The sequence below is a fragment of the Nonomuraea sp. NPDC051941 genome (assembly GCF_044593615.1).
Genome location: NZ_JBIUCF010000015.1, coordinates 140156 through 159903, shown reverse-complemented (window position 1 = coordinate 159903; position 19748 = coordinate 140156). Strand labels below are relative to the sequence as shown.

The following is a 19748-nucleotide window of genomic DNA, read 5'->3' as shown; positions in this document are numbered from 1 at the left end:
GAAGGTACGCCCGATCAAGGGGCTTTACTAGATATCTCCGGTTCCGTCCCGTTGGGAGTGGCGCCGTTGAGCAGGGCCCTGGCCAGGCCGATCCCGGCGCCGCCGAGCGTGAGGGCCTTGGCCAGGAGTTCCTCGACGCCCTGGGCGCCGTTCAGCACCACCATGTGGTCCACGTTCCCGAACGCCTTCGCGCCCGCCTCCACGATCTCCGGCCAGCGCTCGGCGAGCTGCTGGGCGATGACCGCCTCCTGGTTCTCCTTCAGCGCCTGGGCGCGCGCCCTGATCGCCTGGGCCTCCGCCAGGCCCTTGGCCGACGACGCCTCGGCCTCGGCCAGGCCCAGCGCCTTGGCTGCCTCCGCCTGGGCCAGACCGCGGGCCTGCGCGGCCTGGGCCTCCGCCTCACCGGCGATCTTCGTGGCGGCTCCCGCGGCCTCGCCGCGCAGCCGTACCGACTCGGCCTCGGCCGCGGCGGCCAGCTTGACCTGGGAGGCCTGCGCGGCGGCGCGCAGCTCGGTCTCCCTGGCCTCGGCCTCCGCCTGCGCGATGCGGGCGTCGCGCTCGGCCTGGGAGAGCGTGACGGTCTCGTACGCCTTGGCGTCGGCGGGCTTGCGCACCTGCGACTGCAGCCGCTGCTCGGCGAGCTTGGCCTCCAGCTCGGCGGCCCTCGTCTCCTGGACCACCACCTCCTGGCGGGCGGTCGCCTCCGACAGCGGGCCGGCCTGGCGGGCAGTGGCCTGGGCCTGGTCGATCTCGGCCTGGTAGGAGGCCTCCTTGATGCGGGAGTCGCGGCGGGCGGCGGCCATGTTGGCGGCGGCGATCTGCTCGGCCTCGGTGGCCTCCTGGTCGCGCTGGGCCTGGGCGATGCGGGCGGTGGAGGCGACCTTGGCGGCGTGCGGCTTGCCGAGGTTGACGATGTAGCCGGTCTCGTCGTCGATCTCCTGGATCTGCAGGGAGTCGACGATCAGGCCCAGCTTGCTCATCTCGTCGGCCGCCGAGGCCCTGGTCTCGCTGGTCAGGCGCTCGCGGTTGAGTATGAGGTCCTCGATGGTGAGGTTGCCGATGATCGAGCGCAGGTGGCCGGTGAACAGCTCGTGGATGGCGCTCGTCATGAAGTCCTGCTGGTCGAGGAAGCGGCGGGCGGCGTTGGCGATGGAGGACAGGTCGTCGCCGACCTTGTAGATGACCACGCCGCGGATGTGCACGGGGATGCCCTGCTGGGTGACGCAGGAGACCTGGAGGTTGGCGGCCCTGGTGTCCAGCCGCAGCCGCCTGGCCGCCTGGAACCCGGGCAGCACCGCCGCACCCTTGCCTGTGATGATCTTGAAGCCCAGGCTGTCGACGCCCTCGCCGCGACGGCGGGCGCCCAGCCCGGAGATGATCAGGGCCTCGTTGGGTTCCGCGACCCGCCACACGGCCTTGAACAGCAGGATGATGATGACTGCGGCGGCGACGATGCCGCCGGCGGCGATGTAGAACTCGGGGGACATCGGAGCGGCCTCCCTTAGACGAGCGCCCTGACCACGTAGACGGTCCGCGGGGGGAAGTACTCGACCACGACCACGATGGATCCGGTCAGGAACTCCTCGTCGGGCACGCTGGGATGTGCGTAGAACGCCTCCACGCCGCCCCTGACCGGGATCATGACCTCGCCGACGAGCCCTGGGCCGATCTTTCCCGTGACCCTGCCCTGCTTGCCGACCACCTGACTCCCCCCGCTCGCGATATTCCGGACGCTACTCCAAACGAGCATTCGCGGTAATAGGCCGCACGAAAGATTCCGGCGGGCCCGGATACTCGGACATTCGGGACGATCGACCCCTGAGACGACGATTGACGTCTGAGGGACGGGGTATTCGCGGTTCGACGGTTTGGGCTCGGCCTGGCGGCGCCGTCACGGCAGCCCTCCGCGCTGTGGAGGTGAAGGCGCTGTGAAGCTGTGGCCGCGGGTCTTCCTGATCGGGTTCGTCTTGTGGCTGGCCAGCGTCGCGGTCACCGCCTGGACGGCCAACTCCAACCTCGTGCCGACGGTGGTGCTGTTCGGCAGCTTCCTGGTGCCCGTGACGTTCGTGGTCTGGGCGTACGGGCGCGACCGTTCGCCGCAGGTGACGGTCGAGCTGCTGTTCGTGGCGTTCGTGGTGGGCGGCGTGCTCGGCGTGCTCGGCGCGTCCCTCCTCGAGAGCCTGCTGATCCGCCCGTCGATCGTCATGTACGTCCTCGTCGGCCTCATCGAGGAGGGCGTGAAGCTCGGCGCGCTGATGTTCGTCACCAGGAGGATGGCCCGGCGTTCCGCCCGGGACGGCATCGTGCTCGGCGCCACCGTCGGCTTCGGCTTCGCCGCGTTCGAGAGCGCCGGATACGCCTTCAACGCCCTCTTCACCGCCGACGGCCTGTCACTGTCCCAGCTCGTCGAGACCGAGGTGCTGCGCGGCATCCTGTCGCCCGTCGGGCACGGCCTGTGGACGGCCATCGCGGGCGGCGTGCTGTTCGCGGCGCGCGGCCGGATCACCGGCTCCGTCGTCCTGGCCTACCTCGGCGTCTCGCTGCTGCACGCCCTCTGGGACTCCATGACCGCCATCGCGATCGCGATCACGCTCGTGCTGACCGGCCAGCCGTGGCAGTGGGAGCTCCTGCGCATCGGCCGGGTCCCGAACGTGACCGCGTGGCAGGTGCACGTGTACACCATGGTCAACTGGGCCGGGCTCATCGCGATCTCCCTGGTAGCGCTGTTGTGGCTGCGGACGATCGCCGCCAGAGCGCGTCGCGATCGCGAGATCTTGTCCCAATAATCACGGTAATGAACGTGTTCCTCCCACTGCGCCGGAACCATAAACGGTGCTAGTCTCCTATGCGATCTTCCGGAGGTGTATTTACACAAGGTGTGGAAATGCCCCCGACTCGAGGTTGGGACATGGGCTCGCGAAACCGGTCAATTCGGTTCAAGATCTTCTTATTGTTGCTGCTACCCCTTCTGTCTCTGAGCGCGCTCTGGGGTTTCGTCCTCAACCTCACCATGGGCGACGCCCAGTCACTGCTCCGCGCGAGCACGCTCTATCGGACTATCGGCGTCACCTCCACGGACCTGGGACTACAGCTGCAGGCCGAGCGGGTGCGCTCCGCCGAGACGCTCACTACGCGTAAGCTCACCTCGGTGCTCAGCGCCCAGCGCGCCCGCACCGACCGGTCGGTCACCGACTTCAAGCTGGCCGTCATGGAGGCCGGCGGCTCGGTCGGCGACGACCTGCGACTGCCGCTCGGCACTCTCGAATCCGCCCTCGGCCGCCTCTCGGCGATCAGGGCCGACATCGACGGCGGCCTCGGCTCCCGGCTGGCCGGGCTGAACGAGTACAACCGCATCCTCGACGGGATCTTCACCCTCTACGACCACCTGGTCTCCGTCTCCGACCTGACGATCTTCCAGCAGGCGTCCTCGCTGCAGGCCATGGGCATGGCCAGGGAGTACATCGCCAGGGAGCACGCGCTCATCATCGGGGCGCTGGCCGACCGCCGGCTCACCGCGCCCGAGGTCTCCGCCTTCACCGAGTACGCGGCCTCCAGGAAGTTCCTCCACGCGCGCGGCCTGGCCGGGCTCGACGTGACGCTGCGCCGGCCGTACGAGCAGGTCTTCGCCGCCGAGCCGTTCCAGACCTTCGCCACCATGGAGGCGCGGATCATCAAGACCGGCAGCCCGCCCCCCACCGCCGAGGGGTGGACCGAGGCCGTCGACAAGCTCACCTCGCGGCTGGACCAGCTCGGCTCCTCCTCCGCCGGCGTGCTGGCCACGCGCACGTCCGAGGCCGCGACCTCCACCATCGTCAAGATCTCCGTCGCCGGCGGCGTGGGCTTGATCGCCGTGCTCGCGTCGATCATCATCTCTGTACGCTTCGGTCGCCGCCTGGCCGGCGAGCTGGCCGGGCTGCGTACCGCCGCGATCGAGCTGTCGCAGAGCCGGCTGCCCGACGTCGTCGAGCGGCTGCGCAGGGGTGAGGACGTCGACGTGCGGAAGGAGGCCAAGGCGATCAAGGTGCACGGTTCCGCCGAGATCAGCGACGTCGCCAGGGCCTTCGGCTCCGTGCAGCGCACCGCCGTGACGGCGGCGGTCGGCCAGGCCGCGATGCGGCGCGGGGTCGGCCAGGTCTTCCTCAACCTCGCCCGGCGCAAGCAGGGCCTGCTGCACCGGCAGCTGTCGCTGCTGGACGCCATGCAGCGCCGTACGCACGACCCCGACCGGCTCGAGGAGCTCTTCCGCCTCGACCACCTGACCACCCGCATGCGCCGGCACGCGGAGAGCCTGATGATCCTCTCCGGGTCCGCGCCGGGACGGGCCTGGCGCAAGCCGGTGCCCGTGATCGACATCGTCCGCGCGGCCATCGCCGAGATCGAGGACTACACCAGGGTCACCGTCGAGGGCATGCCGGTCGCCGCGGTCGACGGCACCGCCGCCGCCGACCTCACCCACCTGGTGGCCGAGCTGGTCGAGAACGCCACCATCTACTCGCCGCCGGACACCACGGTCCAGGTGCGCGGCGACCTGGTGAGCAACGGATACGTCATCGAGGTGGAGGACCGCGGGCTCGGGCTGTCGGTCGCCGAGTACTCGGCGTTCAACACGCGGATGGCCGCGCCGCCGGAGTTCGACCTGGCCGACAGCGACAGGCTGGGCCTGTTCGTGGTGGCCAAGCTGGCGCAACAGTACGGGATCAAGGTGCTGCTGCGGCGGTCGCCCTTCGGCGGGACGACGGCCATCGTGCTCGTGCCGCGTTCGATGGTGACCGAGCAGGCGGCGCTGGAGGCGGGCGACATCGACGGCAAGGCCGATCTGCCGAGCCGTACGCGGAAGAAGGCGCTCGCCGTGGTGACCTCCGGCACGCACGCGGGACTGCCCAGACGGGTGCGCCAGACCAACCTGGCGCCGCAGCTCAAGGAGAGCCCGCCGCTCGGGCAGGAGCGGGCTCCCGAGCAGGAGCCGCGTGGCCAGGAGCCGCCGCCCGAACGCTCTCCTGACGAGGTAAGGGACTTGTTCTCCGCGTTCCAGCGGGGGACCCAACGCGCCCGAGAAGAAGCCTCTGAGGAGGGGCCATGAGTAAGGGGGATGCATGACTTTGCCGACCACCAACACCGGTGAGCTCAACTGGCTGCTGGACGATCTTGCCACCAGGGTCGCCGCGGTGCGCCAGGCCGTCATCTTGTCGACCGACGGCCTCGCGATTGGGTACTCGAAGGGCTTGATCCGGGAGGACGCCGAGCATCTGTCGGCGGTTGCGGCCGGGTTCCAGAGCCTGGCCCGTGGCACCGGACGCCATTTCGGCGGCGGCGACGTGCGTCAGACCATTGTGGAGATGGAGTCGGCCTTCCTGTTCGTGACAGCGGCGGGACAGGGCACCTGCCTGGCCGTGATCGCCGATGCGAACGTGGACGTCGGCCACATCGCCTACGAGATGGCGATGCTGGTCAAGCGGGTTGGCCAGCACATCACCACCAATCCGCGCGCTGGAGCGTCATGAGCGATAGCCCGCAGTGGTTCGATGAGGACGCGGGGCCCGTCGTTCGGCCCTATGCTCTCATCCGCGGCCGTACGCGTTCCTCAGGGGACACGTTCGACCTCGTGGCAACCGTGCGCGCCGTCGGCGACCCGCCTGGCGAGCTCGGCCCCGAACAGCAGCTCATCCTGCGGGCAGCACGCAATCCGATCTCGGTGGCCGACCTGGCCGTCGAGCTCGACCTGCCCGTCGGCGTCGTCCGGGTCCTGCTGGGCGACATGCGTGACCACGGGCTCATCTCGGTGTCGTCGCCCTCATCCGGAGGGTCGCGGTCGAATGAGCGCATTCTCAAGGAAGTGATCAATGGACTCCGTGCTCTCTGAGGACCCCGTCGCGCTGAAGATTCTCATCGCAGGGGGGTTCGGCGTCGGCAAGACCACACTGGTCGGGGCGGTCAGCGAGATCAAGCCGCTGCGCACGGAAGAGGTGCTCTCCGACCGTGGGATCGGGATCGACGACCTCGACGGCGTGGAGGCCAAGAACACCACGACCGTGGCGATGGACTTCGGCCGCATCACGATCCGCGACGGGCTGGTCGTGTACCTGTTCGGGACGCCCGGGCAGGAGCGGTTCTGGTTCATGTGGGACGAGCTGTCCTACGGCGCGCTGGGCGCCGTCGTCATCGCGGACACGCGCCGGCTGACCGACTGCTTCCCGTCCGTCGACTACTTCGAGCAGCGCGGCACGCCGTTCGTGGTGGCCGTCAACTGCTTCGAGGGGGCGGCGCGGCACAGCGTCGAGGACGTGCGCATCGCGCTCGACCTGGACGACGACGTGCCGGTCATGCTGTGCGACGTGCGGCGGCGCACCTCCGCCAAGGAAGTCATGATCGCCCTCGTGGAGCACTCCCTGCGGACGCTGACCTCAGCGAACTAGAGCGCCCTGAGGCCGTTGATCACCTCTCGGAGCAGGCTCTCCGTGGGCGTCGCGGCCTTGTCGCGCGGCGGGCGGACCGTGACCAGTCCGTGGTCGAGCAGGTCGCCCAGCAGCACTCTCACGACGCCGACGGGCAGGCCCAGATCCGAGGCGACCTCGGCGACGGGCCTGGTCTGACCTGCCACGATTCCCAGCAACCGCCGGTGCTGAGCGCTGAGCTCCGCCTTGGCCGGGACGGGCAGCCCCGTCCCGGCGACGGTCGCCAGCAGGTCGAGCGCGTTGGAGGAAGTGGGCCTGGTGCGCCCACGCGCGACCGCGTACGGCCGCACGACGGGACCCGCCTCCTCATCGACCCACTCGTGCTCGCCGCTCACGATTGAGATCCCCCATCCTGTTCACTGGCGTCCTGCCGCCCGCGCTGCCAGCCCGACTGGAGCGAGGAGAGCAGCGCCCTGGTCTCCTCTGGTGAGCGCTCCTCGGCCGGCGGCGCTGGTGGCGGTGTCTGCTTGAGCCGCTGCGGCAGGCCCGCCTGCCGCTCGCGCTGCGGCAGGCCGGTCTCCCGCTGCCGCTCGCGCTGTGGGAGCCCCGTCTCCCTCTGGCGGTCACGCTGTGGCAACCCGGTCTCCCGCTGCCGCTGGCGGCGCGGCAGGTCGGGCTCCTGCTGCTGCGGCAGGGCCACCGGGCCGCTGCCCGTCTGTGACGCCTGCTGTGACACTTGCTGGGGCACGGCCACGGGACCGGTCCCGCCCGCCTGCTGGCCCCGCTTGCTGGTACGGACCCGGCGCGGCAGCTCGCCCGGCCCCGTGGGCTCCTGCCGGACCACTGAGACCGAGACGGACTCGAACTCCAGCGGCTGCACCGGGGTCGCCATGGGCTCCACCAGGGAGCCGGGCACGAGCACGATGGCGGTGGTGCCGCCGTACGGCGAGGGCTTGAGCGTCACCTTGACGCCGTGCCTGGCCGCGAGCATGCCGACCACCGCGAAGCCCAGCCGTTCGGTCTGGGAGGGGTCGAACTCCTGCGGGCTGGCCAGGCGCGCGTTGATGCCCCTGCGGGCGGCATCGTCCATGCCCAGGCCGCGGTCCTCGATCTCGACCGCGAAGCCCCGGCCGACCATCTCTCCGCGTACGGAGACCTCGTTGCTGGGCGAGGAGAAGGAGGCGGCGTTCTCGATCAGCTCGGCGAACAGGTGCATGAGGTCGGCCACCGCCGCGCCCGAGACGCCGCACTCGTTCATCGGGTAGACGCGTACCCGGGTGTACTCCTCGACCTGGGCCGCCGCGCCGCTCAGCACGTCCTCGATCGGGATGACGCCGCGCCACCTGCGGCCCGCCGCGCCGCCCGAGAGCAGCACCAGGCCCTCGGCGTGGCGGCGCATGCGGGTGGTCAGGTGGTCGAGCCTGAACAGGCGCTCCAGCGCCTCCGGATCCTCCGTCTGGCGCTGCATCTCGTCGAGCATCTTGAGCTGGCGCTGCAGCAGCGACTGGCTGCGCCTGGCGAGGTTGCGCAGCGCCTGCGACACGCCCTCGCGCAGCCTGGCCTGCTCGACGGCCGCGTCCACGGCCGTGCTCTGCACGCTGTCGAACGCCGTCGCCAGGTCGGTGACCTCGCTGGTCGAGCCGCGGCCCACCGTGATGGGTGGCGCCTCGGTGGCGATGTCCACGCTCTCGCCCTTGCGCAGCTTCGTCACGACGTCCGGGAGCCTGATCTCGGCCAGGTCCAGCGCGGTACGGCGCAGCGTCCTCATCTCGCGGGTGAGCCTGCGGCCGACCTTGATCGAGATGACGATGGAGAAGATGACGGCGATGAGGCCGAGGGCGCCCGCGATGGCGGCCCGCACCACGATGCCGATGCCCGCGGGCTCCATCCTGGCCAGCAGCTTGTCGCCGGTGCGCCAGACGGCGTCGCGGTATTCCTTCTGGACCTGCTCGGACACGCCCCGCCACAGCTCGACGTCCACCGGCTGGCCGGAGATGTAGCTCTCCAGCAGGTTCTCCATGGTGCCGTAGCGCGGGGAGTAGTACAGCTTCTCGAACGGGGCCCGCAGCTCGGTGTCGAGGTTGGCCAGGGCCTTGGGGAACAGGTACGTCCGGGTGTTGTCCAAACCGGCCAGCAGGTGGAGGTCGGCGTGCATGGTCATCCGGCCGTTAGCGGCGACGATCAGCGCGTGCTCCCGGCTCAGCAGCTCGCGTACCTCGTCGGCGGCGATCAGGCCCTGCGCCTGGAGCGCCATCTGGAGGTCGGTGCTGACCATCATCCTGGAGTACAGCAGGTGGATCTCGTCGGAGACCTTCGCGTACTCGGTGACGAGGGTGCCGGGGGTGAGCTTGCGGTCGTCCACCTTGCGGCGGATGTCCGGGATCCGGTTGACCGCCTCGAAGACGTTCTGGAGCTGGGTCTTCATGTCCTGCGTGAGCGCCGACTGCACGTCCTCGGACATGGCGCGCTCGCGCAGCGTCTTGCGGTTGTTGTCGACCTTGGCCCGCGCCTTGTTCAGCGCGTCGGGGTCCGTGACCGTGCCCGCGATCCGCTCGGCGGAGGCCAGGCGCTCGGTCTGGAGGTTGGAGATCAGGCCGTCGGCGTTGTTGATGACGCCCGTCCAGATCGTCTCGACCTTGAGCAGGTTGAGCGCGTCCCCCGACGTGGTGCTCGCGGCGAAGCCCCAGAGTGCGACCAGGGAGACCAAGGGGATGACGAGCAGCGTCGAGATCTTGAATCTGATGGATCTGCCCGATGCCATGACACCCGCTCCCGGATAGAAGATCGCGGGAGAGAATAGCATCGAAACAGGTGGTTTTAAGATCGACTTGCGATAAATCTGTGATATGTCAGGAAATCCGCATGTTGCGCAGCAGCCCGCCGGCTGACCGGACGCCAGGTCAGCCACGCCAGCCACGCGGCCAGCACGCCCAGCAACGTCACCTCGGCACCCAGCAGCAACCGCTCGACGAGACCGATCATCACCCGCTCGCCGGGCAGGGCCACGTACGTGATCGCCAGCAGCCCGAACCCCCCGGCCAGGGTCACCCACTCCACCACCCGCGCCACAGGCTTCCAGCGGGCGTCTGAGCCCAGTCTGGGCACCATCAACAGCCCGGCGGCGGGCAGGCTCACGAATGCCGCGACGGAGACGTACCGGTGGATCTGGGCCGCGAGGTCGAGATCCGCCCCGAGGGGTGTGGTCGGGACCAGGGCCGCAACGACCAGAGCCCCGGACCACACCCCCAGCAACCACTGAGGCATCCCCCGCACCGGCGCCCCGGCCGCCCGCAACCCCACGAGCAGCGCCAGGGACCCCAACCCGAGCACCGCCATGGCGACCTCCGTGACGCCCCCGCGGTCGGACACGGCGTATTCGCTGACGGTCACGTTCATGGGGTCGAGCTGGGGATCGGGCCCGAACTGCCCGACCAGCACGGCGACCACCGAGAACAGGATCGCGGCACAGGCGATCAGGGGGGAGAGCCTCTTCACTGCGGTCATGAAGCAACTCTCCCGCCGGGGACAGCCCTCTCACATCGGGCTCCGTCCCCGAGCCGACCCTGACCTAACCCTGAGGTCACATGCCTGCGCGATGGGCCTCGCTGAGCTGGATGATCTGGACGTAGTTGCCGTCCGGGTCGATCGCGGTGGCGAACAGGCTGCCGTCGCGGTCCTCGACCTCCGCCAGCCACGTCACGCCCGCGCTGTCCATGCGCGCGGCGACCGCGCGGGCGTCGGCCACGTCGAAGTTCAGGATCACCCTGCCGGGCTCGGGGTTCTTGTCCGACACATCCGTCCGCGTGTCGATGAACAGGTAGAACTCGCCGAACTTGAGCACCCCGTACCCGCCGACGTCGGAGTTGTCCTCCGGGTCGAGGGCGTCGACGTACCAGGTGCGCAGACGCTCGGGGTTCGTGCTGGCGAGCAGCAGGCTGCCGAGAACGGGTCGCCTCATCGCGAGCTCCTCCGATGGTGTTGACGTGCTTTCCATCAGACAGACCGGACGGAGCGGGAGAACTCATCGCTGTGAACGCAAAAACCTCCGCGCGGCGCGCCCAGCCGGGCGTGCCGCGCGGAGTTCGGCGCCGTGGGTCAGCCTGTGCGGAGGGTGAGCCCGTAGACGCTCAGGATCTCGTTGACGGGCTGGTGGTACGTGGTCCCGCCGACGGAGCAGTTGCCGGAGCCGCCCGAGGTGACGCCCTGAGCCTGGCTGCCCGAGATGAACGAGCCGCCGGAGTCGCCGGGCTCGGCGCAGGCGCTGGTGCGGGTCAGGCCGGTGACGGTGCCCTGCGGGTACGTGACCGTGGCGTTGTGCTGCTGGATGGTGCCGCAGCGCCAGCCGGTGGTCGAACCGGAGCGGCAGATGGACGAGCCCACCGCGGCCTGGGTGGAGCCGCGGACGATCACGTTCGCGCCGCCGGAGCCGCGAACCCACGGCTGCGCGGTGTTGCCGGGAGCGGCGACCCAGGCGTAGTCGTTACCCGGGAATGAGGCGCCCTGGAAGGTTCCCGTCGGGTTGGTGGTGTTGGTGGCCACGCGGCAGTGCCCGGCGGTGACGAAGCCGGGGGTGCTGCCCCTGGTGACCGAGAAGCCGACGCTGCAGCGGCTGGAGCCGATGTAGAACGGGGCGCCGCCGATGATGTTGATGAGCGGAACGGGCCGCTCGGCGGTCGCCGACACGCTGACCGCGCTCCTGTCCACGCCCGCGGCCTTGGCCAGGGCCTCGGCGGCCTCTACCGTGGGCGCCTGGATGGCGACGCTGTTGGTCTTCACGTCCACGAACCAGAGCGCCGCCCCGGCCTGGGCCTTCTTCGGCGCCTGGTCGAGCTGCTGCACGACCGCGTCGAGCTGGGCGAGCGAGCGCGCGACCACGACCGGCTCGGCGCCCTGCGCCTTGATGGTGCCGGTGGCGTTGGGGTCGGTGGTGGCGACCAGGAACTTGGAGGCGTCGTCGTTCAGCCAGGCGCCGCCGTACGACGCGCCGAGCTGGGAGGTGAGCGTGGCCTGCGTGGACGCGGCGCGTTCCTCGTTGGCCAGGCGGGCGTTGACCTGCTGCTCGGAGAGTCCGAGGTCCCGTTCGAGCGCGTCCACGACGGACGGGGGAAGGGATGGGGAGGCGGATTGAGGCGCCGGGTCGGCTGCTGCGGGGCTGAGGGGGGTGGCCAGGCAGGCGGCGAGGATGACGCCGCCAACCAACGCACAGCGTTTACTCGACATGTGCACTCCTCGGGTGGGGGTGCTGTCAAGCTAACGGTTGCTAAGGCGCCTGCCAGCATGCCAAAGAGCCTCTATTTCGGTGTTATGGGGTCTTTTCGGACACGGGCTTTGGACCGATTTATCGCCTAAAAGGTGAGCGGCCTGGTAGGTCGGTATGGTCCCGTTGCTGGAGGTGTTCTCTTTGCGAAACGGTGTTCGCCATCTGCTCGGCGCCGGCGCGGGACTGCTGGCCACCCCGCTCATTGCAACCGGTTTCATCGTGGGGATCGAGCGTTATCGCCACACGGCGGCCATGACCGTCGACTGGGTCGTGCTGGCCGTGTACGTCGGCACGGTGGTGCTCATCGGGGTCCTGGCCGGGTCTAGGATCTCGCCGCTCGCCTCGCTGCTGCCCGGCCTGGCCTTCCTCGGTTTCATCGGAGCGGCGCTGGTGCGCATGGCCCTGGGCGGCGACCACCGGATGGGGTTCGACGACGTGCCGAGCCAGTTTCTCGAGGGCTACATGACCCTGCTCTACACCTGGTCGCTCCCCACGGGATGCATCCTGCTGACCGCCTCGCTCTTCCCCTCCCGCTGGCGGGCGGCCAGGACCGACCCGCCCCCGCCGCCTCCGCAGGAGGCCCCGGAGCCGCCGCCGCTGCCCAAGCGGATCCCGTCCTCCCACCGCTGAGGGCCGGGATCGTCAGGCGGACTTGGCCTCCGGCAGCGGGATCCACTTGTGCGCCCAGGTCACCAGCTCGTCCAGCACCGGCCGCAGCTCCTGCCCCATCTCGGTCAGGTGGTATTCGACGCGCACCGGCGACGTGGGCAGCACGCGGCGCTCGATGAGCCCGGCGCTCTCCAGCTCGCGCAGCCGCCGGGCCAGCATCGTGTCGTTGATGCCGGGGATGGCCGCCTTGAGGTCGGCGTACCGGTGGGCGCCCTTGAAGATCATGTGGATCACCGCGCCCGACCACCGGGCGCCGATCAGCTCTAAGGCGATGTGGAAGCGCGCGCACACCAAATCGAGACTCATGCCACAAATCCTATCAGCGCTTGCTCAGAAATATGTAGCAGCTCAATAATGTTGAGTAGCTACACCGCCTGAGTGAAGGAGCATGCCATGGGCAAGCCGGTCCTGCAGATCGTCGTCGCCAGCACCCGTCCCGGCCGTGCCGGACGTCCCATCGCCGAGTGGTTCCACGGCAAGGCCGTGGAGTCGGGACTGTTCGAGGTCGAGCTGATCGACCTGGCGGAGGTCGCGCTGCCGTTCCTGGACGAGCCCAACCACCCCCGGCTCAAGCAGTATGTGAACGCGCACACCAAGGAGTGGAGCGCCACCGTCGAGCGGGGCGACGCGTACGTGTTCGTGACCCCCGAGTACAACCACAGCTTCAACGCCGTGCTGAAGAACGCCCTCGACTACCTGCACCACGAGTGGCAGCACAAGGCGGCCGGGTTCGTCAGCTACGGCGGCGTCTCCGGCGGCACCCGCGCCGCGAACAGCCTGCGCCAGGTCACCAGCACCCTGAGGATGATCCCGGTGCTGGAGGCGGTGAACATCCCGTTCTACACCCAGTTCATCGGCGAGGACGGCAAGGTGCACGCCAACGACGTCATGGACTCCGCCGCCGACGCCATGCTCGCCGAGCTGGCCAAGCTGACCGGCGCGTTGCGTTCGATGCGTGCCGCCTGAGCTACGCTGCCGGACGTGGCACTGGCTGTAGGCGTGGTGGTCCGTTACCGCAAGGCGGTGACGTACGGCGTGCACGCGCTGCTCGCCGCGCTGGAGAGCGCCGGGGTGGAGCACGAGCTGAGACTCGGCACCACCCCTGAGGAGACCGCGGAGCACATCACGGCCAGCCAGGCCGACCGCGTGCTCGTGCTCTGGTCGTTCTACTCGCCCGACGCCGAGGCCATGGCCGCCGAGCTGGCCACGGTCAGGTCGCTGAGCGGCGGCCGGGGGCTGCACATCGCGGGCGGCGTGCACGCCACGGCCGAGCCGCAGCAGGTCATCGACGCGGGCTGGGACCTGGCGGGGATCGGCGAGGGCGAGACCACGATCATCTCCCTCGTCCGGGCGCTCCAGCAGGACGAGCCGCTCACCTCGGTGCCAGGGCTGGCGATCAAGGACGCCGACGGCGTCGCCCTGCGCACGAGGCCGGCGCCGCAGCTGCCGCTCGACGCGTTCCCCTCCTTCGTGGGCAGGAACGGGCCGATCGAGATCACCCGCGGCTGCCGCTACACCTGCCGCTTCTGCCAGACGCCGTTCATGTTCGGCGGGCAGTTCCGCCACCGCTCGGTCGCCAGCGTGCGCGAGCACGTGCGCGGGATGGTCGACAGGGGCCTGCGCGACATCCGCTTCATCACGCCGACCTCGCTCTCGTACGGCTCCCCCGGGCCCGATCCCGACCTGGGCAAGGTGGAGGAGCTGCTGGCCGGGGTCAAGGAGGAGCTGCCGGCGCGCGGCCGGGTGTTCTTCGGGAGCTTCCCCTCAGAGGTACGGCCCGAGCACGTCAGCCCAGAGGCCATGCGCATGCTCAAGCGCTACGTGGCCAACGACAACCTGATCATCGGCGCCCAGTCCGGCTCCGACAAGGTGCTGGCCGCCTCGGGCCGCGGCCACGACACCTCACCCGTGCGCGACGCCGTCAGGATCGCGGTCGAGCACGGCTTCCGGCCGAACGTCGACTTCATCTTCGGCATGCCGGGCGAGACCGAGGAGGATCAGGAGCAGTCGCTGAAGCTCGCCTCCGACCTGGCCGAGCTGGGGGCCCGCATCCACACCCACACGTTCATGCCGCTGCCCGGCACGCCGTGGCGGGACGCCGAGCCCGCGTTCATCCCGCTGGCGACCATGAGCGAGCTGGACCGGCTGGCGCAGCGCGGCGACGCCTACGGCCACTGGCGCAAGCAGGCCGAACACGCCGTACGGCTGGCCGAGACGGCCAAGGCCTACCCGCGCCGGGCACGGCGCCGGCGCACCGGCTAGTGATCGTCGTCGTCGAAGGTGTGCATGACCCGCTCGAACGCGTCGCTTACGGGACGCAGCGCCTGCGCGAACGCGTTGACCAGCGGACCGAAGATCTCCGTCACCTCGGTCAGGAAGTCGGGACTCTTGGTTTCGGGAGGCGACCAGCGCATGGCGTCCGCGCTCAGCGTCTCCCACTCGTCGACGACACCGTCGATGGCGTCGAGCACGTGGTCAGGATCGCTTGGCATGACCGTTCCCCGTGAAAGAAGGGTCGTATCACACCTACGGTACTTCAGACGGGGATGGACACGCCTACTCCGCCTCGGGTCTGAGCGCCGTACCTCTCCTTGTCGGCGGCCAGGTCGAGCGGGCGGATGCTGGAGCGCGCGGCGAGGACCTCGTCGGTGATCAGCGCGGCCGGCAGCAGCCACGACACCTCGAACTCCAGCCCGTCGGGGTCCTTCGCGTACAGCGCCTTGGTCGTGCCGTGGTCGGACGAGCCGACCAGCGCGCCGAGCTCGCTCAGCTTGACCGCGACCCGCTCCAGCTCGTCGAGGGTGTCGACCTCCCACGCCAGGTGGTAGAGGCCCACGGACGTGCTGCCGGCCGGGGACGGGTCCGCCTTGGGGCCGATCTGGAACAGGCCCAGGTCGTGGTCGTTCGTCGAGCCGGGGGCCTGCAGGAAGGCGGCGCCCGGCATGCCCATCACGACGTCGAAGCCGAGGGCCTCGCGGTAAAAGCCGACGCTGCGTTCCACGTCGCGGACGTAAAGGACCGCGTGGTTGAGTCGCTGAACAGGCATGATGTGCCCCTTTCCGGGCGGAGTCCCGTCTCAAGTATATGAGAGTTCAACTAAATTGGGACCGTGACGAGATGGCTGGATGCGGACGAACAGCACACCTGGCGGAACTTCCTGGCGGCGACCCAGCTCATCAACGAGGCGCTCGACCGCCAGCTCCAGCGGGACGCGAGCATGCCGCACACGTACTACATGATCCTCGTGGCGCTCTCCGAGGCGCCCGGACGGTCGATGCGGATGAGCGAGCTGGCCGCCAGGGCGCAGAGCTCGCAGAGCCGGCTGTCGCACGCCGTGGCGCGCCTGGAGGAGCGCGGGTGGGTCCGGCGCGAGCGCTGCCCCGACGACGGGCGCGGCAGCTTCGCAGTGCTCACGGACGCCGGGTTCGCCGCGCTGGCCGCCGCCGCGCCTGGGCACGTCGAGGAGGTACGGCGGAGCCTGTTCGACGTGCTGACGCCCGAGCAGGTACGCCGGCTCGACGAGATTTGCGTCGCAGTGCGGAACACGCTGGAGGGGTAGCGAGCGAACTGTCGTGCCGAGGCCGTAGGTTTCTCCGGGTACCCGAACAAGGAGAGGCCGATGCACGACACCGATGAGGCGCTGTTCAGGGCTGTCCACGGCATCGCGGGACGGTTCGCCGGCCAGCCCGTGCCCGTGGTGATGGAGGCGTTGCTGCGCCACCTGCCCAAGGCTCCGGGCCTCGAGGTGGCGGAGATCCGCAAGATCGCCGAGGAGATCAGCGTGGGACGTGACCCCTCGGGCTTGTGAACAGCTGATCGCCAGGGGAGCATCGAGACATGTTCGAGCCAACCCCTGAAGACCGATTCACCTTCGGTCTGTGGACGGTGGGCCGGCAGCCGCTCGATCCGGTGGAGAGCGTGCACCGACTGACCGAGCTCGGGGCCTACGGCGTCGCCTTCCACGACGACGACCTGCCGGCCGTCCAGCCCGATCGCGACCGGGCGATCGCGGCCTTCAGGAAAGCGCTTGCCGAAACCGGGCCGGCCTACCGTGTCGAGGAGCTCGGCCTGCCCACGCTCAACCGCGGTGAGACGTCGGCCGATCTCGCCTCCGACGACTTCGGTTCGGACGTCGCCGCCGCGCGCGGATACCATTTCACGCATCTCAACCAGCTTGCGCTGGAGCACTTGTTAGGAGTTCGTGGGTGACGCTGGTCGCTGGGGTCGATTCCTCGACGCAGAGTTGCAAGGTCGTCATTCGTGACGCTGAGACGGGCGCGCTGGTCCGGCAGGGCCGCGCGCCGCATCCCGACGGCACGGAGGTGCATCCGTCTCACTGGTGGGACGCGTTGTTGCGGGCCATCGAGGAGGCCGGCGGGCTGGACGACGTGCTCGCCGTCAGTGTGGGCGGGCAGCAACATGGCATGGTCTGCCTAGACGAGTCCGGAAATGTCGTACGTGATGCCCTGTTGTGGAACGACACCCGCTCCGCGCAGGCCGCCGCGGACCTCGTGTCGGAGCTGGGCGGGCCGGAGGCGTGGGCCACCGCCGTCGGGTCGGTGCCGGTCGCCTCGTTCACGGTGACCAAGCTGCGCTGGCTGGCCGAGCACGAGCCGGACAACGCGGCCCGTACGGCGGCCGTCTGCCTGCCGCACGACTGGCTCTCCTGGCGCCTGGCCGGCGCGTTCGCCTCGGGGACCTTCTCGGCCGACTCCCCGGTGCCGCCGCTCGACCGGCTCGCCACGGACCGGGGGGACGCCTCGGGCACGGGCTACTGGTCGCCGTCGACGGGCGCGTACCGGACGGATCTGCTGAAGCTGGCGTTCGGCTCGATCCCCCTGCTGCCCCGGGTGCTGGGGCCGGACGAGGCGGCGTACGAAGGGGGCGCGGCGCTGATCGCCCCCGGCACGGGCGACAACATGGCGGCGGCGCTCGGCGTGGGCGCCCGTTCCGGCGACGTCGTGGTGTCGCTGGGCACCTCCGGCACCGTGTTCGCGGTCGCGGAGTCGCCCAGCGCCGACCCGACGGGCGCGGTGGCCGGCTTCGCCGACGCGACGGGACGGTTCCTGCCGCTGGTGTGCACGCTCAACGCCGCCCGCGTCATGGACGCCGCCGCCCGCATCGCCGGGGTGAGCCTGGACGCGCTGAGCGATCTGGCTCTCCAGGCCCCGCCGGGGTCGGGCGGGCTGACGCTGGTGCCGTACCTGGAGGGCGAGCGCACCCCCAACCGCCCGACCGCGACGGGCTCCGTCCACGGGCTGACCCTGGCCACCTCGACCCCCGCCCACCTGGCGCGGGCGGCCATCGAGGGCATGCTGTGCGGCCTCGCCGACGCTCTCGACGCGCTGGGCACCAAGCCGGAGCGGGTGCTGCTGATCGGCGGCGCGGCCCGTTCCGAGGCGGTCCGCCGCATCGCCCCGACGATCTTCGGTGTCCCGATCACGGTGCCGCCGCCGGCCGAGTACGTCGCCAACGGCGCCGCGTACCAGGCCGCCACGCTGGTCACCACGCCGGACTGGCGGTCGGAGGAGACGGAGACGTACGAAGGGGACGCCGTCCCCTCGATCCGCGACCGCTACGCCCGCGCCACCACCCACATCCTCGACTGACCCCTTCGTTTCCTCTCGCCTGTCTGGCTTGTTTCCGGTCTTCTGCCCGGCGTCCCTGACTTTCGACAGGGGCGCCGGTTGACCATCGGCCGATGACGGGCCCGCCTCAGCGGCGCCAGGCTCGCTCCCATGAACACCCCCTCCTCTCTCACCGGCGTCCCGATGGACACTCCCTTCCCCGGACGATGGATCGGCGGCGTGACGCTCATCGTGGGACCGGTGATCATGTGCGCCGGATATCTGCTGCGTTACCTGAGCACGGTCACCGCCCTCACCCCTCAGCAGCACGCATGGGCCGAGGCACAACCCTTCGCCGCCTACGGCCAGCTCCTCGCCTACACGTCGGCGCCCGCCCTGCTCACCCTCTCCTACGCGGTGTTCGCGCTGGGGGCGTTGCTGCTCTTCCCCGCCTTCGTCGCCCTGGCCCAGCAGGTGGGCGGCCACCTCGCTTACTGGGGCGCCACGCTGCTGGTCATCGGCCTGTTCGCCCGCCTGTACTTCGCCGGCGCCGACCAGACCGCCTTCCAGCTCACCGAGGTCATCGGCCTGGACCAGGCGACGAGCGCGATCATGAAGGAGTATGTGGACATCTCCTACGGACCGTGGCGGGTACCGGTCTGGGCCTCCGTCGGCCAGTACGCGGGCTCGCTGCTGCTGGCCGTCGCCGCCTGGCGCTCAGGCCTCTTCGGCACCGCCCGCGCCGTGATGTTGCTGCTGGCAGGAGGTACGTGGATGGGCGTGCTGAAGGGCGCCTCCATCCCCGACGTGCTGGTCACCGGCCTGCTCTGCGTGGCCCTGGTCCCGCTGGGCGCCCGGGTGCTCCGTGACCGGCCGCCCACCACGACCGGCCGGCCGAAGGCGCTGAGCTGGTGAGCGGCTTTCGGAGATGCCAGACGATCAAGGCGGGAGTGTCCCGATAGGCCACCGCCGCCGCTTCCGAACACCACCGCTGAGCGAGAGGGCCACCGTGCCCGCCGGGCGACTCGCCCCACCGAGGTTCGTGACAGGCCACGATCCGCAGCCCTGCCTCGTGGATGGCGTTGATGTAGTCACTGGCCAGGAAGCGGCTGGCCGGCATGGCCCGTACGCCCCCGTCCGGTCCCGCCGCCCTCGGCACGCCTCCCAGATACAGCGACAGCGGATGGATGTCCGACAGCACCAGATGCCCACCGGGCCGGGCGACACGGGCCAGTTCGGCCAGCGGCGGCCCCAGGGCCGGCAGATGGGTCAACGCCAGCGCGCAGACCACCACATCGAAACTCGCCGACGGGACCGGCATGCGACACAGGTCCCCCTGACGGAACTCCCCGTCCGGAACCTTGGCCTCCGCTCTGGCAAGCATCTCCGCCGAGGAGTCCACGCCGACGACCTCATGCCCCAGCCCGGCCAGGAACGCGGCATGCCGGCCGGTGCCGCACGCGGCGTCCAGCGCCCGCCCCACCGCCAACGTTTCCAGGATGCGCCGCACCAGCGGCTCCTCCACGGCGATCAGCGGGTTTCCTTCGCCGTCGTATTGCTCAGCCCACTGCGCATACCCCTCCGTGGTGGAGGCCTGGCCGACGACCACGCCCGCGTTCAGCTCCGGATCCGGGTCGGTCACCATCTTGCGGATCTCGACGATCCGCTCCTCCACAAAGGCCGCATCCCCCAGATCACCCGCCTGCGCGCGTAACAGCGCGATTCCTTCCAGCCCCAGCAGCCAGGCCAGCGAGTGAGCGTAGAAAGGCATGCCGACACGATAAGAACCACGCCATCGCCACTGCGACTCAATTAAGGCGGAGCCGTTCACCCTCCGGAGGGTGGTCAAACGGCGGAGTC

23 protein-coding genes and 1 pseudogene are annotated in these 19748 nt (G+C 69.9%); 13 read left to right on the top strand and 11 right to left on the bottom strand.

What is annotated here, in order from left to right; all coding sequences use genetic code 11:
* Nucleotides 1-14: 14 nt before the first annotated feature.
* Nucleotides 15-1487 (bottom strand): SPFH domain-containing protein, encoded by a 1473-nt coding sequence (locus ACIHFD_RS25625; RefSeq protein WP_397368997.1) that lies wholly within the window; start codon nt 1485-1487, stop codon nt 15-17.
* A 14-nt stretch (nt 1488-1501) separates the two neighbouring features.
* A complete protein-coding gene (locus ACIHFD_RS25620; protein WP_350732563.1) occupies nt 1502-1702 on the bottom strand; it encodes a hypothetical protein in 201 nt (66 codons plus the stop codon).
* 226 nt (nt 1703-1928) lie between these two features.
* On the opposite strand from ACIHFD_RS25620, the gene ACIHFD_RS25615 reads away from it, so the two are divergent.
* From ACIHFD_RS25615 to ACIHFD_RS25595, 5 genes are all read left to right on the top strand, one after another.
* A complete protein-coding gene (locus tag ACIHFD_RS25615) occupies nt 1929-2786 on the top strand; it encodes a PrsW family intramembrane metalloprotease (protein WP_397368996.1) in 858 nt (285 codons plus the stop codon).
* Between the two features lie 167 nt (nt 2787-2953).
* Nucleotides 2954-5080, top strand: coding sequence for a nitrate- and nitrite sensing domain-containing protein (locus ACIHFD_RS25610; RefSeq protein ID WP_397368995.1), 2127 nt, complete (start codon nt 2954-2956; stop codon nt 5078-5080).
* Nucleotides 5081-5093: 13 nt separating this feature from the next.
* The gene (locus tag ACIHFD_RS25605) at nt 5094-5501 is read left to right on the top strand and encodes a roadblock/LC7 domain-containing protein (protein WP_350732559.1); all 408 of its coding nucleotides are present in this window, start codon (nt 5094-5096) and stop codon (nt 5499-5501) included.
* A complete protein-coding gene (locus ACIHFD_RS25600; protein ID WP_350732557.1) occupies nt 5498-5860 on the top strand; it encodes a DUF742 domain-containing protein in 363 nt (120 codons plus the stop codon). Before ACIHFD_RS25605 ends, ACIHFD_RS25600 begins: the two co-directional genes overlap by 4 nt.
* Nucleotides 5841-6413, top strand: coding sequence for an ATP/GTP-binding protein (locus tag ACIHFD_RS25595; RefSeq protein ID WP_350732556.1), 573 nt, complete (start codon nt 5841-5843; stop codon nt 6411-6413). Before ACIHFD_RS25600 ends, ACIHFD_RS25595 begins: the two co-directional genes overlap by 20 nt.
* Here the strand turns inward: ACIHFD_RS25595 and ACIHFD_RS25590 are convergent.
* The 5 genes from ACIHFD_RS25590 to ACIHFD_RS25570 form a co-directional block, all read right to left on the bottom strand.
* A complete protein-coding gene (locus ACIHFD_RS25590) occupies nt 6410-6787 on the bottom strand; it encodes a DUF742 domain-containing protein (RefSeq protein WP_397368994.1) in 378 nt (125 codons plus the stop codon). The genes ACIHFD_RS25595 and ACIHFD_RS25590 overlap by 4 nt on opposite strands.
* The gene (locus ACIHFD_RS25585; protein WP_397368993.1) at nt 6784-9153 is read right to left on the bottom strand and encodes a nitrate- and nitrite sensing domain-containing protein; all 2370 of its coding nucleotides are present in this window, start codon (nt 9151-9153) and stop codon (nt 6784-6786) included. The genes ACIHFD_RS25590 and ACIHFD_RS25585 overlap by 4 nt, the downstream gene beginning before the upstream one ends.
* Nucleotides 9154-9209: 56 nt before the next feature.
* Entirely contained in the window at nt 9210-9896 is a 687-nt protein-coding gene (locus ACIHFD_RS25580; RefSeq protein WP_397368992.1) for a DUF998 domain-containing protein, read from the bottom strand.
* A gap of 76 nt (nt 9897-9972) precedes the next feature.
* Nucleotides 9973-10350 carry a VOC family protein gene (locus ACIHFD_RS25575; protein WP_350732550.1) on the bottom strand — a complete coding sequence of 126 codons (378 nt, stop codon included), beginning with the start codon at nt 10348-10350 and terminating at the stop codon, nt 9973-9975.
* 137 nt (nt 10351-10487) lie between these two features.
* On the bottom strand, nt 10488-11612 hold the full coding sequence (locus ACIHFD_RS25570) for a S1 family peptidase (protein ID WP_397368991.1): 1125 nt from the start codon (nt 11610-11612) through the stop codon (nt 10488-10490).
* A 181-nt stretch (nt 11613-11793) separates the two neighbouring features.
* Between ACIHFD_RS25570 and ACIHFD_RS25565 the strand changes: the two genes are divergently transcribed.
* Nucleotides 11794-12282 carry a hypothetical protein gene (locus ACIHFD_RS25565; RefSeq protein ID WP_397368990.1) on the top strand — a complete coding sequence of 163 codons (489 nt, stop codon included), beginning with the start codon at nt 11794-11796 and terminating at the stop codon, nt 12280-12282.
* A 12-nt stretch (nt 12283-12294) separates the two neighbouring features.
* Here the strand turns inward: ACIHFD_RS25565 and ACIHFD_RS25560 are convergent, their stop codons facing one another.
* Complete coding sequence (locus ACIHFD_RS25560; RefSeq protein ID WP_350732545.1) at nt 12295-12627, bottom strand: helix-turn-helix domain-containing protein; 333 nt, start codon at nt 12625-12627, stop codon at nt 12295-12297.
* 87 nt (nt 12628-12714) lie between these two features.
* Here ACIHFD_RS25560 and ACIHFD_RS25555 point away from each other — a divergent pair, with 87 nt between their 5' ends.
* Nucleotides 12715-13287 carry an NADPH-dependent FMN reductase gene (locus tag ACIHFD_RS25555; protein WP_397368989.1) on the top strand — a complete coding sequence of 191 codons (573 nt, stop codon included), beginning with the start codon at nt 12715-12717 and terminating at the stop codon, nt 13285-13287.
* Nucleotides 13288-13302: 15 nt separating this feature from the next.
* Entirely contained in the window at nt 13303-14583 is a 1281-nt protein-coding gene (locus tag ACIHFD_RS25550) for a TIGR04013 family B12-binding domain/radical SAM domain-containing protein (RefSeq protein ID WP_397368988.1), read from the top strand.
* Here ACIHFD_RS25550 and ACIHFD_RS25545 read toward each other — a convergent pair.
* Together ACIHFD_RS25545 and ACIHFD_RS25540 are read right to left on the bottom strand one after the other, a co-directional pair.
* Nucleotides 14580-14813, bottom strand: a complete 234-nt coding sequence (locus ACIHFD_RS25545; RefSeq protein WP_185069775.1) for a hypothetical protein — start codon at nt 14811-14813, stop codon at nt 14580-14582. The two genes, ACIHFD_RS25550 and ACIHFD_RS25545, sit on opposite strands and share 4 nt — an antisense overlap.
* 44 nt (nt 14814-14857) lie before the next feature.
* Complete coding sequence (locus ACIHFD_RS25540) at nt 14858-15367, bottom strand: VOC family protein (protein WP_397368987.1); 510 nt, start codon at nt 15365-15367, stop codon at nt 14858-14860.
* A gap of 63 nt (nt 15368-15430) precedes the next feature.
* Between ACIHFD_RS25540 and ACIHFD_RS25535 the strand changes: the two genes are divergently transcribed.
* From ACIHFD_RS25535 to ACIHFD_RS25515, 5 genes and pseudogenes are all read left to right on the top strand, one after another.
* On the top strand, nt 15431-15880 hold the full coding sequence (locus ACIHFD_RS25535) for a MarR family transcriptional regulator (RefSeq protein WP_350732538.1): 450 nt from the start codon (nt 15431-15433) through the stop codon (nt 15878-15880).
* A gap of 60 nt (nt 15881-15940) precedes the next feature.
* Nucleotides 15941-16129, top strand: a complete 189-nt coding sequence (locus tag ACIHFD_RS25530) for a hypothetical protein (protein WP_350732537.1) — start codon at nt 15941-15943, stop codon at nt 16127-16129.
* Between the two features lie 29 nt (nt 16130-16158).
* Nucleotides 16159-16362: pseudogene (locus ACIHFD_RS25525) on the top strand (xylose isomerase); the annotation flags it as partial.
* 164 nt (nt 16363-16526) lie between these two features.
* Nucleotides 16527-17930: a xylulokinase gene (xylB, locus tag ACIHFD_RS25520; RefSeq protein WP_363977243.1), complete on the top strand. Its 1404-nt coding sequence runs from the start codon at nt 16527-16529 to the stop codon at nt 17928-17930.
* A 129-nt stretch (nt 17931-18059) separates the two neighbouring features.
* The gene (locus tag ACIHFD_RS25515) at nt 18060-18803 is read left to right on the top strand and encodes a hypothetical protein (protein ID WP_397368985.1); all 744 of its coding nucleotides are present in this window, start codon (nt 18060-18062) and stop codon (nt 18801-18803) included.
* Here the strand turns inward: ACIHFD_RS25515 and ACIHFD_RS25510 are convergent.
* Nucleotides 18703-19659, bottom strand: coding sequence for a class I SAM-dependent methyltransferase (locus ACIHFD_RS25510; RefSeq protein ID WP_397368984.1), 957 nt, complete (start codon nt 19657-19659; stop codon nt 18703-18705). The genes ACIHFD_RS25515 and ACIHFD_RS25510 overlap by 101 nt on opposite strands.
* Nucleotides 19660-19748: the final 89 nt, after the last annotated feature.

What these genes read in the sequence shown, in the direction of transcription:
- ACIHFD_RS25555 (WP_397368989.1), top strand. Translation starts at nt 12,715, where the DNA reads ATGGGCAAGCCGGTCCTGCAGATCGTCGTCGCCAGCACCCGTCCCGGC.
- ACIHFD_RS25530 (WP_350732537.1), top strand. Translation starts at nt 15,941, where the DNA reads ATGCACGACACCGATGAGGCGCTGTTCAGGGCTGTCCACGGCATCGCG.
- ACIHFD_RS25595 (WP_350732556.1), top strand. Translation starts at nt 5,841, where the DNA reads ATGGACTCCGTGCTCTCTGAGGACCCCGTCGCGCTGAAGATTCTCATC.
- ACIHFD_RS25545 (WP_185069775.1), bottom strand. Translation starts at nt 14,813, where the DNA reads ATGCCAAGCGATCCTGACCACGTGCTCGACGCCATCGACGGTGTCGTC.
- ACIHFD_RS25560 (WP_350732545.1), bottom strand. Translation starts at nt 12,627, where the DNA reads ATGAGTCTCGATTTGGTGTGCGCGCGCTTCCACATCGCCTTAGAGCTG.
- ACIHFD_RS25510 (WP_397368984.1), bottom strand. Translation starts at nt 19,659, where the DNA reads ATGCCTTTCTACGCTCACTCGCTGGCCTGGCTGCTGGGGCTGGAAGGA.
- ACIHFD_RS25515 (WP_397368985.1), top strand. Translation starts at nt 18,060, where the DNA reads ATGAACACCCCCTCCTCTCTCACCGGCGTCCCGATGGACACTCCCTTC.
- ACIHFD_RS25575 (WP_350732550.1), bottom strand. Translation starts at nt 10,350, where the DNA reads ATGAGGCGACCCGTTCTCGGCAGCCTGCTGCTCGCCAGCACGAACCCC.
- ACIHFD_RS25585 (WP_397368993.1), bottom strand. Translation starts at nt 9,153, where the DNA reads ATGGCATCGGGCAGATCCATCAGATTCAAGATCTCGACGCTGCTCGTC.
- ACIHFD_RS25570 (WP_397368991.1), bottom strand. Translation starts at nt 11,612, where the DNA reads ATGTCGAGTAAACGCTGTGCGTTGGTTGGCGGCGTCATCCTCGCCGCC.
- ACIHFD_RS25600 (WP_350732557.1), top strand. Translation starts at nt 5,498, where the DNA reads ATGAGCGATAGCCCGCAGTGGTTCGATGAGGACGCGGGGCCCGTCGTT.
- ACIHFD_RS25580 (WP_397368992.1), bottom strand. Translation starts at nt 9,896, where the DNA reads ATGACCGCAGTGAAGAGGCTCTCCCCCCTGATCGCCTGTGCCGCGATC.
- ACIHFD_RS25605 (WP_350732559.1), top strand. Translation starts at nt 5,094, where the DNA reads ATGACTTTGCCGACCACCAACACCGGTGAGCTCAACTGGCTGCTGGAC.
- ACIHFD_RS25540 (WP_397368987.1), bottom strand. Translation starts at nt 15,367, where the DNA reads ATGCCTGTTCAGCGACTCAACCACGCGGTCCTTTACGTCCGCGACGTG.
- ACIHFD_RS25625 (WP_397368997.1), bottom strand. Translation starts at nt 1,487, where the DNA reads ATGTCCCCCGAGTTCTACATCGCCGCCGGCGGCATCGTCGCCGCCGCA.